This window comes from Mesorhizobium sp. WSM4840, assembly GCF_055811755.1.
This window is the reverse complement of sequence record NZ_JBVVQD010000003.1, coordinates 379,698-393,009: the sequence shown is the minus strand read 5'-3', so window position 1 is coordinate 393,009 and position 13,312 is coordinate 379,698. Positions and strand designations below refer to the sequence as shown.

Annotated in this window: 13 protein-coding genes and 1 pseudogene; 13 read left to right on the top strand and 1 reads right to left on the bottom strand. The window is 57.0% G+C overall.

Annotated elements, in window-relative coordinates; all coding sequences use genetic code 11:
* The first annotated feature begins 12 nt into the window (after positions 1-12).
* The 6 genes from AC0L3I_RS07480 to AC0L3I_RS07455 all read left to right on the top strand — a co-directional run bounded on the left by AC0L3I_RS07480 (position 13) and on the right by AC0L3I_RS07455 (position 6,110).
* On the top strand, positions 13-1,038 hold the full coding sequence (locus tag AC0L3I_RS07480; protein WP_473526480.1) for a UDP-glucuronic acid decarboxylase family protein: 1,026 nt from the start codon (positions 13-15) through the stop codon (positions 1,036-1,038).
* Positions 1,038-2,024 (top strand): UDP-glucose 4-epimerase GalE, encoded by a 987-nt coding sequence (gene galE / locus AC0L3I_RS07475; protein ID WP_473526479.1) that lies wholly within the window; start codon positions 1,038-1,040, stop codon positions 2,022-2,024. The genes AC0L3I_RS07480 and galE overlap by 1 nt, the downstream gene beginning before the upstream one ends.
* Complete coding sequence (locus AC0L3I_RS07470; protein WP_473526478.1) at positions 2,021-3,919, top strand: glycosyltransferase family 2 protein; 1,899 nt, start codon at positions 2,021-2,023, stop codon at positions 3,917-3,919. The genes galE and AC0L3I_RS07470 overlap by 4 nt, the downstream gene beginning before the upstream one ends.
* A gap of 34 nt (positions 3,920-3,953) precedes the next feature.
* Positions 3,954-4,460 carry a DUF995 domain-containing protein gene (locus tag AC0L3I_RS07465; protein WP_473526516.1) on the top strand — a complete coding sequence of 169 codons (507 nt, stop codon included), beginning with the start codon at positions 3,954-3,956 and terminating at the stop codon, positions 4,458-4,460.
* Positions 4,461-4,475: 15 nt separating this feature from the next.
* Complete coding sequence (locus AC0L3I_RS07460; protein ID WP_123147109.1) at positions 4,476-5,420, top strand: glycoside hydrolase family 26 protein; 945 nt, start codon at positions 4,476-4,478, stop codon at positions 5,418-5,420.
* 132 nt (positions 5,421-5,552) lie between these two features.
* Positions 5,553-6,110 (top strand): DUF995 domain-containing protein, encoded by a 558-nt coding sequence (locus AC0L3I_RS07455; protein ID WP_473526477.1) that lies wholly within the window; start codon positions 5,553-5,555, stop codon positions 6,108-6,110.
* A gap of 63 nt (positions 6,111-6,173) precedes the next feature.
* Here AC0L3I_RS07455 and AC0L3I_RS07450 read toward each other — a convergent pair whose 3' ends face one another.
* Positions 6,174-6,491, bottom strand: a complete 318-nt coding sequence (locus AC0L3I_RS07450) for an MlaD family protein (protein ID WP_309508706.1) — start codon at positions 6,489-6,491, stop codon at positions 6,174-6,176.
* A gap of 425 nt (positions 6,492-6,916) precedes the next feature.
* On the opposite strand from AC0L3I_RS07450, the pseudogene AC0L3I_RS07445 reads away from it, so the two are divergent.
* From AC0L3I_RS07445 to AC0L3I_RS07415, 7 genes and pseudogenes are all read left to right on the top strand, one after another.
* Positions 6,917-7,577: pseudogene (locus AC0L3I_RS07445) on the top strand (SLC13 family permease); the annotation flags it as partial.
* Between the two features lie 313 nt (positions 7,578-7,890).
* Positions 7,891-8,415, top strand: a complete 525-nt coding sequence (locus tag AC0L3I_RS07440; protein ID WP_473526476.1) for a lasso peptide biosynthesis B2 protein — start codon at positions 7,891-7,893, stop codon at positions 8,413-8,415.
* 15 nt (positions 8,416-8,430) lie between these two features.
* Positions 8,431-10,311 (top strand): asparagine synthase (glutamine-hydrolyzing), encoded by a 1,881-nt coding sequence (gene asnB, locus AC0L3I_RS07435; RefSeq protein ID WP_473526475.1) that lies wholly within the window; start codon positions 8,431-8,433, stop codon positions 10,309-10,311.
* 256 nt (positions 10,312-10,567) lie between these two features.
* Positions 10,568-10,987 carry a tail fiber domain-containing protein gene (locus tag AC0L3I_RS07430; protein WP_473526474.1) on the top strand — a complete coding sequence of 140 codons (420 nt, stop codon included), beginning with the start codon at positions 10,568-10,570 and terminating at the stop codon, positions 10,985-10,987.
* A gap of 24 nt (positions 10,988-11,011) precedes the next feature.
* Positions 11,012-12,130, top strand: coding sequence for a methyltransferase domain-containing protein (locus tag AC0L3I_RS07425; protein WP_473526473.1), 1,119 nt, complete (start codon positions 11,012-11,014; stop codon positions 12,128-12,130).
* Positions 12,127-12,990, top strand: a complete 864-nt coding sequence (locus AC0L3I_RS07420; protein WP_473526472.1) for a hypothetical protein — start codon at positions 12,127-12,129, stop codon at positions 12,988-12,990. The genes AC0L3I_RS07425 and AC0L3I_RS07420 overlap by 4 nt, the downstream gene beginning before the upstream one ends.
* Positions 12,987-13,265 (top strand): PqqD family protein, encoded by a 279-nt coding sequence (locus AC0L3I_RS07415; protein ID WP_473526471.1) that lies wholly within the window; start codon positions 12,987-12,989, stop codon positions 13,263-13,265. The genes AC0L3I_RS07420 and AC0L3I_RS07415 overlap by 4 nt, the downstream gene beginning before the upstream one ends.
* The last annotated feature ends 47 nt before the right edge of the window (positions 13,266-13,312 follow it).

Below are 13,312 nucleotides of genomic sequence, written 5' to 3'. Positions count from 1 at the left end.
TGGTTTTTATGAATGAGGGCTCCCGTGAGTATCGCATTTCAGTCTGCAAAGTTGCAATCTGATCTTTCCTCGCAACGGAGGGTACTTGTCGCAGGCGGGGCCGGCTTTCTCGGATCACATCTGTGCGAACGTCTTTTGCAAGACGGCCATTCTGTTATCTGCGTAGACAATTTTTCCACGGGGCGGCTAGAGAATTTGCGCCACCTCCTGAACTACGACACGTTCAGCTTTGTGCGCCACGATATCGTGGAACGGCTCGATCTGCCGGTCAACGAGATCTACAATCTCGCCTGCCCGGCTTCACCGCCGCACTATCAGGCCGACCCGGTCCATACGATGAAGACGAGCGTGATCGGGTCGCTCAATCTTCTGGAACTGGCAGCACATTACCAGGCGCGGATTTTCCAGGCTTCGACCTCGGAAGTCTACGGCGATCCCCATGTGCATCCGCAGCCCGAAAGCTATTGGGGCAATGTCAATTCCTTCGGTCCGCGCTCTTGTTATGACGAAGGAAAGCGCTCTGCCGAGACTCTGTTCTACGATTTTCATCAGCAATACGGCGTCGACATCCGTATCGTGCGCATCTTCAACACCTATGGTCCGCGCATGCGCCCGGATGACGGCCGGGTCGTTTCCAACTTCATCGTGCAGGCGCTCAAGGGCGAGGACATCACCGTTTACGGCGACGGGTCGCAGACCCGTTCCTTCTGTTACGTGGACGATCTGATCGAAGGCTTCTACCGGCTCATGTACAGCCCTCAGGCGATCCACACGCCTGTCAACATCGGCAATCCCGGCGAATTTACAGTCGGTGAGTTGGCCGAGCAGATCGTGGGAATGACCGGCTCGAGCTCCAAAGTCGTCTATCACCCGTTGCCCGTGGACGATCCGCGCCAGCGTCGGCCCGACATCACAGTGGCCCAGAGAGAACTTGGATGGGAGCCGACCGTGGCGTTGGCCCATGGGCTGAAGTCGACGATCGCTTATTTCGAACGGCAGTTGAGGAAGCCCTCCGGAAAGCTGGCGGAGGCCGCCTGATGTCCGGCAAGAACGTACTTGTCGTTGGTGGCGCCGGCTTTATCGGCAGCCATACAGCCAAGCTTTTGGCCAGGCAGAGTTATGATCCGATTGTCTACGACAATCTATCCACGGGTCACCGGTCAGCCGTCCGATGGGGCGCCTTCGTTGAAGGCAACATCCTTGACTCGGAGCGGTTGACCCACGTCATGGATGAGTATCGCCCTATCGGGGTGATCCATTTTGCTGCATCGGCCTATGTCGGCGAATCCGTAGAGAAACCGGCAAAATATTATCAGAACAACGTCAGCGGGACCCAATCGCTGCTGGACGCCTGCCAGAGAAGCGGAACGCGCAATATCATCTTCTCGTCAAGCTGCGCCACCTATGGCATTCCGGATCGCTTGCCGATCCGCGAAGGCGAGAGCCAGCGCCCGATCAATCCTTATGGACGCACGAAGCTCATCGCGGAGCAGATGCTTGCCGATTATTCGGCTGCCTATGCGCTGCGCTACGTGGCGCTGCGTTATTTCAATGCGTCCGGCGCGGATATCGACGGGGAAATCGGCGAAACCCACGATCCAGAAACGCATCTCATTCCGCGAGCCATGATGGCCGCTGCAGGCAGGATCGATTTTCTCGAAGTCTATGGCCAGGATTACGATACGCCCGACGGCACCTGCATTCGCGACTATATTCATGTCGCGGATCTGGCGCGCGCGCATGTGCTGGCGCTCGAACATCTGATCAACTGCGGTGGCAATCTGGCCGTCAATCTTGGCAGCGGGCGTGGTACATCCATTAAGGAAATTCTCGAAGCGATCAGCCGGCTGACAGGTCGTAACGTGCCGGTCGAGATGCGCGCTCGTCGTGCGGGCGATCCTCCGGTGCTTTATGCCGATCCGGCGCTCGCTGCCGAAAAACTTGGCTTTCAGGCGCTCTATTCCGATCTCGATACGATAATTCGCACAGCGGCTCCCTTCTTCGGGCTCGAGGTGCGCTCATGAGAACGCCGCGCATCGCGCTGTCTGTTGACAGGGAAGAACCCCTGATGGTGCCGGTCTTCACCGGCCGAAAGCGCGTCGAGTACATTATGGGTGCGGTTTTGTGGGCGATGGCCGTCGCATTCTTCTGGCAATGGTGGGTTTTCGGGGCCACCCACACCAACATGGTCGGCTCAATTCTGGTGACGGCGCTTCTGGCGTGGATAACGCTTTTGCCAGTCTACTTCATCACCATTTTCTTCAATGCACGCCGGCCGCACGGACGGCTGCGTATTTCCGCAGGAAGTCGCGTGGCCATGGTGGTCACCAAGGCTCCATCAGAACCTTTTGAGGTGGTGGCCGAAACCTTGCGGGCCATGTTAGCCCAGAACGTGCCTCACGACACGTGGCTGGCCGATGAGGATCCATCGCCCGCAACGCTCGCATGGTGTCGCGAACATGGCGTATTCGTTTCCACCCGCAAAAGTCGCGCCGATTACCATCGCCAGTCCTGGCCTCGCCGCACACGCTGCAAGGAAGGCAACCTGGCTTTCTTCTACGATCATTATGGCTACGACCAATATGATTTTGTGTCGCAGCTCGATGCCGATCATGTTCCCGAACCGGACTACCTATATAACATGTTGCGGCCTTTTGCCGACCCGACAATCGGTTATGTTTCCGCGCCCAGCATTTGCGATCGCAATGCACATGAAAGCTGGTCCGCGCGTGGCCGCCTCTACATCGAAGCGAGCATGCATGGGTCACTGCAAGCCGGATACAATAATGGCTTCGCGCCCATATGCATCGGATCGCACTATGCGGTGCGCACTGCGGCATTGAAGGAAATCGGTGGGCTGGGGCCAGAACTCGCCGAGGATCATTCCACAACGCTCTTCATGAATGCCTATGGCTGGCGAGGGGCTCACGCGCTTGATGCCATCGCCCATGGCGACGGCCCACGGACGTTTGCCGATCTTGTAACGCAGGAGTTCCAGTGGTCGCGGAGCCTGGTGACGATCCTGTTGCAATACTCACCAAAACTTATCAGGAACTTGCCGCTGCGTTTGAAGGTTCAATTCCTGTTTTCGCAGTTCTGGTACCCGCTTTACGCCTTCTTTCTTGCTCTGACATTCCTGTTGCCCGTGATCGTGCTGGTCCAGGGCGATAATTTCATCAACGTCACTTACCCAGAGTTTCTGCTCCATTTCATGCCGCAGTCGCTTATGATCCTGCTTTTGGCATTCTGGTGGCGGTCGAGTCGCACATTTCGGCCTATCGACGGCAAGATTTTTAGTTGGGAAGCGATGCTGTTTTTGCTGGCGCGCTGGCCGTGGGTTCTGGCTGGAACCTTTGCCGCGTTCCGTGACTGGATGACCGGATCCTTTGTTGATTTTCGCGTCACGCCAAAAGGCACGTCCGAAGTCGATCCGCTACCGTTTCGCGTGCTGGCGCCGTATGCCTTCGTGGTCCTGATCTCCATTCTGCCGGTCGTGTTCGTGCAGGATGCGTATCAAACGCGCGGCTTTTTCGTCTTCGCCATCATCAATGCTTGCTTTTACTTGCTGCTGATTTTCATGATCTTGCTGCAGCATGGCAGGGAGAATGACGTGCGGATGAAAAGCCGCGCCTATCGCCCCGCGCTGGCAAGCAGTTTCATGGCCCTTTTGATGGTTACCAGCTTCGCCACGGTCGAGCGTGGACGCGACGGCATCGAGGCGCTCGCCTGGGGAACCAAAAGCTTTTCCCTGTTCGACGACAGCTTCTCAATTGCCGGGGCAGGCGTCGGTGGTCGCGCTGTTCACAAAACCATCTTCAATCCACGTTGGCGCACCAATGCGACCGCACACGCCCATCGAGGACAAACGGCGGGCGCCGCTCATCTCGAGATGGCAGGAGGTTCCGGTGGCACTTTCTAAATCTGAAAGGGCTCTATTGCTGTCAGGTTTCCGGATGCTGACAGCAGTCGCTTGGGCAGTGTCCTGCATTGCTGCACCGGCCTTTGCCTCTTCCTCACAGCTTTCCGTTCTGCCGGAAGGGGCACGTCGCATGACAGCAGGCGAAATCTACGATCTCTATAGAGACAAGAGCTGGCAGTGGGACAGCGGAGCCGGACGAATGGTGGGCGCGGACCGGCAATTTTCGGCATGGACCGACGGTGAGACGGGCAAATCCTGGGCGGAAGGCCGCTGGATCATCACCGAGACAGGTTGGATGTGTCTCAACGCGACATGGCATTCCGAACAGGGTGTATTTCCCGCCAAGACCTGCTTTTCGCATCGCATCGATAATGGAACGATCTATCAGAAGCGCGAGCCCGGTGGTGAGTGGTATGCGTTCCGTAACGCCGAGGTCCACCAAGACGACGAGGCCAGCAAGCTGGTGTCCACCGATCTGGTTTCCCGTCAACTCGATGCCATCAAAGCCGCGCTTGGTGCGGCACAGCAATCTGAACAGTAAGAAAGGGAGGGGGCCTTGAAAAGTCTCTTTAAACTATCAGCAGCCTTGCTTTGCAGCGCATGCATTTCCGGTGGTGTCTATGCAGCCAGCGGCGTGTCGGGAGCGAGTGTCGACAGCCGCAATCAGTTTCGGGACAAGCGTCCCATCATCACGGCTGACTCCGTAACCCCCGGCGCCTACGATCCGCACGCGGATTATACCAACGATTCCAACTCAAAAATCGAACACCTTTTTCTTCCCTGGGAAGATGTGGATCTGGCAACGCTCAGCGCCGCAGATGCCTATGCGCGTGAGCGTGGACGTTCCCTGTTGATCACGGTCGAGCCGTGGTCCTGGGCGCGGGACTGGCGTGTAGGTCCTGAGGATTTGCTCGCCGGGATTTTGGGCGGGCGCTACGATGCCAATATGTCAGCGGTCTGCTCTGCGGCGGCGCAGCTGAAAAGCCCCGTCACTATCCGCTGGGCGCAGGAAATGGAAGATAATGACGGGCAATTCACCTGGGCTTTCTGGAATGCTGAAGGTTATGTGAACGCCTACAGGCATGTCATCGACATATGCCGCAAGCATCTTCCGTCGGCCCAATACATGTGGTCACCGAAAGGAGAAGAAGGACTGGAAGCCTTCTATCCTGGCGACAAGTATGTCGACATTATCGGTCTGTCCGTCTTTGGCTATCAGCCCTATGACAAGCTGGAGGTCGGTCGTGATACGACTTTTGTGGAGCGCACAAAGCCGGGTTATGACCGTGTGACGGGCTTCGGCAAACCAATCGCCATTGCGGAGCTTGGCTACGAAGGTAACGACGAATATGCTCGTGACTGGGCCGCGGAAGCAAACAAGCCGCATGCCGAGTTCCCGGACATGACAGCCGTTGTCTACTTCAACGATCTTGAAGTCTATCCATGGCCGAGAAATGTCGGCCGGCCCGATTGGCGCGTGGCCAACCATCCGCTGGACTGATCCAAGTTGTTCGACAGAGTGGTTCGGCTTTCACCAGATGGCCGAACCGCTCCATCCCTTTATTTCTATGCGGTTCCAACGCAGGACTCTTATGCAGTCTTACTGGAATTGCCTTGGTGGAGAGGAAGTAAAATGTTTTCGATCCGTTCGATTATCTCAAGTGCGGTGCTGTTTGTGTTCTTGCTTGCAGGCAATGCCTACGCCGCTCCCAAGGCGGGCGACGCTATAGAAAAACGCGCCGCTGCCGCGACGCCGATGAAGGCCTCAGCAGTTGAAAAGCTCTATGCCGGCCGCACCTGGAAATGGCAAAACGGCGGTGGGTTCTATTCGGCGGAGACAACTGCTCGCGGGCTGTTCTCTGCAAATAGGAAGCCGTTCGCCGCTTGGTCGCGCAAACGGGCAGCATGGTCCTATGCGGAGGGAAACTGGTATGCGACCAATGGGGGCAAGCTCTGCATGCGCGCTCTCTGGACCAGCAAAGTAGCGAAAGGGAGTCTGGAAAGAAGCGGTGCAATCACATGTTTCCTGCACCGTGAAAAACATGGCGTCGTTTATCAGAAGCCTTTCATCGGTGGGAAATGGTATGTCTTTCGTCACAATCCCGCTCGCCGGGACGATGAGGCGCGCAAACTGGTCAAAGGTAATCGGGTAAGCAAAGAAGTTTCGCATCTTAAGGCGAATTCTCGATAACCGCGCAAAAACGGAGCCGCCGCGGCTTCAGGCGCGGCGGCTTCTGTCAAAACCAGGCCAACATTAAACGCCTGGCTGATTCGAGACCCTCCGAGTGTAGCAACGCGCTTTCTGACCAAAGCCGCTCGGAGTGCAGACATAGGTGTTGCTGTTCAAGTACCGGGATGCTGATATCTTAACGACCTTGCCTACCGGTTTCTTGTTGTAGCGAACATCGTTGTTAACCCGATATTTGACAAGGTAGACGGACCGTGTCTCTTCCTTTGATTTACGCATTTCGCCTGCTTGCGCGTTTGCGCCGAGAGCCACGGAAACAGCAAGCCCGATCGCTGCAATCGCCACTCTTCTAAAACGGTTCCGATGCGCAGTAGAAAACGTCATGTGCTAGCCTCCAATGTTATTGTTCTGGAGTGCGTTGTACCCACAGGACTTTAGGTTCTGGTTTGAACTATCTTGATAAATTTAGACAAAATGTTGCATTCCTCATGCCTCAAGTGGGGCGATTTGACCAAAATGAGGCCGGCGGCGCGTCCGCCGATGGATGCGAAATTCCACTTCGTCTTCTCGTTGCATCGCGGCGCGGGAGGTCGAAGAACTCTCGGTTTGCGGCAAAGTAAACGGACAGGTTCAAAGCTTGCAACAGACTTGAAGCAGGTTGTGTGCGTCAAGTTCTGCAAAAAGGGGCGGCCATGGCGCTGGTCATGCGGCTTGGCGTCGAGCGAGCTTGTTGTGCTCGCGCAGGTCGTCCATGTTGATGTAGCGGTTGGCCTCCATCCAGTTTTCGTTGGTCTCGACGGCCAGTGACGATACCCGAGATATTGCGCGAACTCGGCTGCTTGCCGCTGGCAGAAAGGGCCATCCTGCTTGGTAGCGTCCGTAAGGGTGTCGTGCCGGTAACCATCCTTGCTCTCGCTATGGTGGCGACTGCATTCGGGCTGCTACCGGTCTCCGTCGCTTTCTTTGCGGCCGCGGTCGGGATGGTGCTTTTCAAGGTCATCCCGGTCCGGGAGGTCTACCAATCGCTGGATGGTCCAATCCTCGATCATGCTCGCCGTTCTCATCCCGGTGAGCGATTCGCTACGCAGTACAGGGGCGACAGAAGTGCTTGCCGGCGAGCTTGCCAAACTGGGGACCATTCTTCCGGCGCCCGGCGCACTGATGCTCATCCTTGTCGCCGCCATGGCCGTTACGCCGTTCCTCAACAATGCCGCCACCGTTCTGGTCATGGCGCCTATCGCCGCCGAGTTTGCTGGCGATCTCGGCTACAGGCCGGAAGCATTCCTGATGGCAGTCGCCATTGGCGTCGGCTGCGATTTCCTCACCCCGATAGGCCACCAGTGCAACACGCTCGTGATGGGACCGGGCGGCTACCGTTTCAGCGACTATCCACGTCTGGGACTGCCGCTATCGTTCCTCGTCGTCATTGTTGCCGTGCCGATGCTAATGATCGTATGGCCAATGAGCTGATATCGATGGAGATCAATCCGGCTCGAACTTTCGCCGGCCGGCGAAAAACAACCCCTCGCTGCCGATACGAGAAGGCTGGCGCATCACACAGCGAACATGGACCTCGCGTATATGACGGCCATGCTTTGAAATTCCCGATCGCCGGCGACGGATTGTTAATCACACCGGAAGCACAACACTGCCACAGGCGTGCTTGACCGATCAAATGGCGTGATGACCATATCTCGATACAGGGTAGTCACCCGAGCGCAAGCAGTTACAATTAGCGATCAGATCAGTTATCAACCGAACGCAGGCGCTAGTGACCAATCGATTGAAAAAATTTCTGGCCCTGACGGCCGCACAACGCAGGACAGTGATCGCCGCAATGTTGCTGTTGCCATTCACTGCAATGCTATTGCAGGTGTTTGGTTTCCGGCGTGCAAGAATTATATTGATCTGGATTTGCGAGCTTCGACGCGTGAGGGGGGTTGCAACCCCGTCACTCACGCTTCGTAAATCACCGCCGCCTTCAAACGTTCCGGTTGCGGTTTGCAACCCCGACCGGCTTCACTCAATGGGTGGCGAGACCGATTTTTATGGACAGGCACAAGAAACCGCTCGTTTGGTATCCATTGCCGCGTATCGTGGTTCATATTCCGGCAACTGCCTGAAGCGCTCCATGACGCTTTGGTTTTTGCTGCGCCGGCAAGGCATCGAAGGAGAACTGCGCATCGGCACGCGCAAGGCTGATGGCAAATTTGAAGCCCATGCCTGGGTCGAATACCGGGCCAAGGTTCTTAACGATACGGTCGATGTTGGCGAGCGCTATACCGCATTCAACCGCAATTTTGGTTGATGCCATGAGGATGATATGAGTGGCATCGCCGGGATAATTCATTTTGACGGTAAGCCGGTGGAACCCGGGTTAGTGAAAAAAATGACCACGGCTATGGCGCACCGGGGCCCGGATGGCATCCACCATTGGGTGAAGGGCTCCATCGCGCTCGGTCAATGCATGCTTCGCACCACGCCAGAGTCGCTGGAAGAAACCCAGCCGCTGACCAACGAGGATGCAAGCCTTGTCCTGGTGATGGACGGGCGGGTGGACAATTGGGAGGAACTGCGGGGGGAACTGCTGGGGCGCGGCGCTCTACTTCGAGATCGCTCGGATGCTGAACTGGTGCTGAGAGCCTACCAGATCTGGGGGCGGGAATGTTTGCCGCATATCGACGGCGATTTCGCACTGGTAATCTGGGATGCGCGGCGACAAGAGGCCTTTTGCGCCCGCGATCGCATGGGCAACAGGCCTTTCAATTATCATTGGGACGGCAAGACACTGGCCTTCGCCTCAGAGTTGCCAGCGATCCTCGCCCTGCCTTGGGTGAAGCAGGAACCCAACGAAGGCATGTTGGCCGAAATGCTGGCGGCGGAATGGTACTCCAGGGACGAAACGCTATGGAACGGTATCATGCGCTTGATCGCAGGACATCGAATGGTAGCCGGGAACCAGGGGCTGGGACTCGAACAATACTGGGAACCGAATCTTTGGGCGACGTTGCCGTTTCGCAAGGACGAAGAATACATTGAGCATTATCGCGAATTACTGTTCGAGTGCGTCAGGCGTTCGTCCCGGTCGCATCGGCCGGTCGCTATTGAGGTGAGCGGCGGACTCGACTCCTCCGCGATATTTTGCGTGGCGGAACACCTGCGCCGCTCGAACAGACTGCTCACACACGGCATAAATGGCTACACGCTTGGCTTCACGGAGGAGGAAGGCGATGCCAGCGAACTCCCCTACGCACGGGCCGTGGGTGAGTATTTAGGGCTCCGTATACATGAGACTCCCCCTTCCAGGATGCCTCTTTCGTGGTTTGCGGAACGCGCCCGGTCCGGCCGGCAGTTTCCGGGGTTTCCGAACCTGTCGATGCATGCTGGCCTATGGCAGCAAACGGTTGCGCACGGGAGCCGCGTTACGTTGAACGGTCAAGGAGGAGATCAATGGCTGGAAGGCTCCCGTGCGTATTACGCAGAAGCACTGGCGCAAGTGCATTTGGTCACGCTCTATGACTGCCTCAAAACCGACGCGACGGCATTCGGCACGCGGCAGGCGGTGAGTTGGCTCATACGGCAGGGGTTTTTCCCGCTGCTGCCAGTCGCTCTCCAGGAGGGTCTCCGCCGCTTGGTTCGTAGGGTGCGCGGGAGCGGGACCAGCAAAGCCTGCTACTGGCTCTCGCCGCGGATGGGGGAAGTGATCCGGCTGCGTCGCGAGCGTTTTCTCCCATCACACCATCGGCGAGTGCGCCGCTTCAGCCAGAGGGCGCTACTTGAGACTCTGTACGATGCTTATACTGCCCAGGCGATGGAGGATGCTGAGTGCATGAGCGCCCATTGCGGGATCGAAATGCGATACCCGCTTCACGACCCCAAACTCGTTCAGTATGCGTTTTCGCTACCCGAGAGGCTGCGGCTGCGTGGAGACAGAACCAAATATATCCATGTCCAGGCTTTGAAGAATCTCCTGCCGAAGAGGATTCTCGAACGGAAAAGCAAGGCAGAATTTTCAATAGTGCTCCGTGAGCATCTGGACCGGATGCAAGCCATATTGACCGAGACGATTCCCGATGAGCGTAGCACCTGGTTTGATCGGGACGGGATGGCCCGGCTATTCCGGGCTTATCGAGACAATCCGCAGGCCGGCATGCCGAAATGGATTTTGTGGGGAATTTATGGTTGCCATGTAACGTATCGTTGATGCCATGTAACGTATCGTTGATGCAATATAAGGTACTGTTAATGGATCCCATGTAACGTATCGTTAATGCCAAGCAGCGTACCGTAATGTAACTTGATTATCACATCGGTTAAATTTTCGATGAATGCCGCGCGTCCGGGTTGCGCGCGTTTTCGCTTGGTGGCAAGGTGCCAAGCTCGTTCAAAAGTCACCGAGAACGTCCAGATAGTTCATCTGACGGTTTCCTGAGAGATTACCAGCGTAAAGGGTTGAGTTAATGAAAAGCAATCTGAACGACCAGCAGACGCCATTCCACCTCACCGTTGAAAACAAAGCTGCTGAGGTAAACAAGGCGCCCTATTCGACTCCCACATTGCAAATCTACGGTTCCGTAAGCGCGATAACAAGAGGCGGTAGCGGAAGCGGGCTAGATGGGGGCACCGCCGGTATGAGTATGGTGTCCGACCCGCGCGCCAAAGAGAACGTCGTCCGTATTGGCACCCATTCGCTTGGAATCGGCCTCTATCTGTTCGACTACAAGCCTGAATACCGCGAGCAGTGGGGCCTTGGCAGGCAGTTTGGTGTAATGGCCGACGAGGTCGAGACGGTCATGCCGGAAGCCGTAAGCGTTCATCCTGACGGTTACAAGAGGGTGGACTACGGGATGCTGAGGATACGGCACCCCTCTATTCACTGAGCCTTGCGGGGAATGTCGAGTTCCGTGCTGCAGGAACACTTGGGGTATGTCGGCGATTCGGTAAGGCTTGAACAGTTCAAGTCCGCTGTCGCCCAAGTCGTCAAACATGGGGATTACATCACGGATCTCGGTTGTGGCACCGGGATTCTGGGACTGTTGTGCTTGCAGGCGGGCGCGTCCCACGTGTACGCCATCGACTCAACCGCCATGATCGAGGTCGCGCGGGAATCCTTCGTTCGCGCGGGATGGGGTGGCCAGGCGATTTTCATGGGGGACTACTCTCCGCGGGCCAACCTGCCCGAACGGGTTGATGTGGTGATCTGCGATCAAGTCGGCTACTTCGGCTTTGATGCCGGTATCATCGAATATCTCGCGGACGCCAGGCGGCGTTTCCTGAAGCCAGGGGGGGCATTGATCCCCGCCAGGCTCAGGCTTCAACTCGCCGCAGTGGAATCGGAAACCAGTTACGGCTTGGCCGACGGGTGGCGGCGAGAGGGCGTACCCAGCGAATTTCATTGGGTGGGCCAATACGCCGTCAACACCAAGTATGCGGTCAATCTTCAGCGGGAAGAATTGCTTGGCGCCCCCGCTGAACTGGGCGGCATCGATTTTCGTGAAGACAATCCGGACTTTTTCTCCTGGGATGCGGAGTTGCGCATAGAGCGCGATGGCGTCGTGCACGGACTCGGCGGCTGGTTCGATTGTGAGTTGGCCGAAGGGGTGTGGTTGACGAACTCGCCGCTTGCCGATCGTCCAATCAAACGCTCTCAGGCTTTCCTGCCCATCGGCGAAGCCGTCGAGGTAAAATCCGGCGATGTGGTGAGGGCAAGGGTGATGGCGCGCCCGACGGATTCGGTTATCGCGTGGGAAGTCGAAATCGCGTCCGGAGGGCGGAAATTCAGCCATTCGACCTGGCAGGGCGAGTTGCGGACGCCGGCCGAGATCATCACACGGAATCCCGCGCATGTGCCCCGACCCAATTGCCAGGGGCAGGCAAGAATGATCGTGCTAGGACTTTGCGACGGTCAAAGGACGGTCAGGCAGGTTGAAGAAGCCGTGCTGCGCGAACACCCCGGCTTGTTCCCTTCCATGGAAGAAACAGCGCGATTTGTCGCCCAGGTGCTGGGCAAGGACACGGAATGACGGTGGACTTTCAGGTGGCGGACGCCCGCCCTCAAATGCCACTTGACGCCACCTTGTTTCACCAGTGGGTTTTCCCAGACGGAACTTTGTGGACGGATTTCTACCGCATCGGGGGAGCCTACCTGCTGCGTTTTCCCGAACTGGCGGATTTTCAGCTGAGTCAAGATGGCGGACAGATCCAAGCATGGCCGGTGCAGGGAGTCTCCGGCGCGACCATTCAGCATCTTTATCTGAATCAGGTTTTGCCCCTGGCGCTCAGCAAACAGGGGAAGCTGGTTTTGCACGGCAGCGCGGTCGAAATCAGCGGCGAGGGCATCGCATTTATCGGCGAGTCAGGCCGAGGCAAGTCCACGCTGGCGGCAAGCTTTGCAACCGACGGGTTCCGCTTCCTGACGGATGACGGGCTGCTGGTAGAGCCTTGCGACGGTGATTTTCAGATTATGCCGAGCCATCCTTCGATCCGCTTATGGGGAGACAGCGAGGAAGCCTTGGTCGGCAAAGATCGTGTACGAAAAGCGCCCCCGGTGCAGTTCACATCGAAGGCGCGTTTTCTTGCGGGCGATGAGATCGTCTTCTGCGGGCAGCCCCGGCGCCTGCGCCGGGTGTATTTTCTTGGCGAGGGTGTCCCGCAGGAAGCGGTGTTCGAGGGTATGACCGGGCGCGAAGCTCTGATGGAACTAATGAAGCATTCTTTCTTGCTCGAAATTGAGGCACACGAACTGCTTGCCGCCCATTTCGATGAACTGTCCTGCCTGGCTGGGCAGCCAATTTTTTACCGGCTCGATTATCCCCGACGCTTTGAAGACCTGTCGCGGGTCAGGCAGGCCATTGTGAAACACGCTATAGGTGAACCAGCATGAATTTGACTGACAGAGTGGCGATTCCGGCGCAAGTGATGGCGCGACAGGTGGGCAATGAGACGGTGATCCTGGATCTCGCCAGCGGAACGTATTTTGGGCTGGACCCGGTCGGGGCACGTATCTGGATACTGCTGTCCGAAGGAAAAAACGTAGGCGAAATCTGCCGAACCATGCTCGACGAGTACGAGGTCGAGCCTGCGCCCTTGGAGAAAGACGTATTCAGCTTGTTGCAAACGCTCGAGAGCCAGGGGCTGGTCAAGATCGAAGAGGCATGAGTGTATAATTCTTGTTGTCCAGCAGCAGGTGCGCGATACGATAGGCT

What these genes read in the sequence shown, in the direction of transcription:
- AC0L3I_RS07455 (WP_473526477.1), top strand. Translation starts at nt 5,553, where the DNA reads ATGTTTTCGATCCGTTCGATTATCTCAAGTGCGGTGCTGTTTGTGTTC.
- AC0L3I_RS07430 (WP_473526474.1), top strand. Translation starts at nt 10,568, where the DNA reads ATGAAAAGCAATCTGAACGACCAGCAGACGCCATTCCACCTCACCGTT.
- asnB (WP_473526475.1), top strand. Translation starts at nt 8,431, where the DNA reads ATGAGTGGCATCGCCGGGATAATTCATTTTGACGGTAAGCCGGTGGAA.
- galE (WP_473526479.1), top strand. Translation starts at nt 1,038, where the DNA reads ATGTCCGGCAAGAACGTACTTGTCGTTGGTGGCGCCGGCTTTATCGGC.
- AC0L3I_RS07450 (WP_309508706.1), bottom strand. Translation starts at nt 6,491, where the DNA reads ATGACGTTTTCTACTGCGCATCGGAACCGTTTTAGAAGAGTGGCGATT.
- AC0L3I_RS07470 (WP_473526478.1), top strand. Translation starts at nt 2,021, where the DNA reads ATGAGAACGCCGCGCATCGCGCTGTCTGTTGACAGGGAAGAACCCCTG.
- AC0L3I_RS07480 (WP_473526480.1), top strand. Translation starts at nt 13, where the DNA reads ATGAGGGCTCCCGTGAGTATCGCATTTCAGTCTGCAAAGTTGCAATCT.
- AC0L3I_RS07465 (WP_473526516.1), top strand. Translation starts at nt 3,954, where the DNA reads ATGCTGACAGCAGTCGCTTGGGCAGTGTCCTGCATTGCTGCACCGGCC.
- AC0L3I_RS07415 (WP_473526471.1), top strand. Translation starts at nt 12,987, where the DNA reads ATGAATTTGACTGACAGAGTGGCGATTCCGGCGCAAGTGATGGCGCGA.
- AC0L3I_RS07420 (WP_473526472.1), top strand. Translation starts at nt 12,127, where the DNA reads ATGACGGTGGACTTTCAGGTGGCGGACGCCCGCCCTCAAATGCCACTT.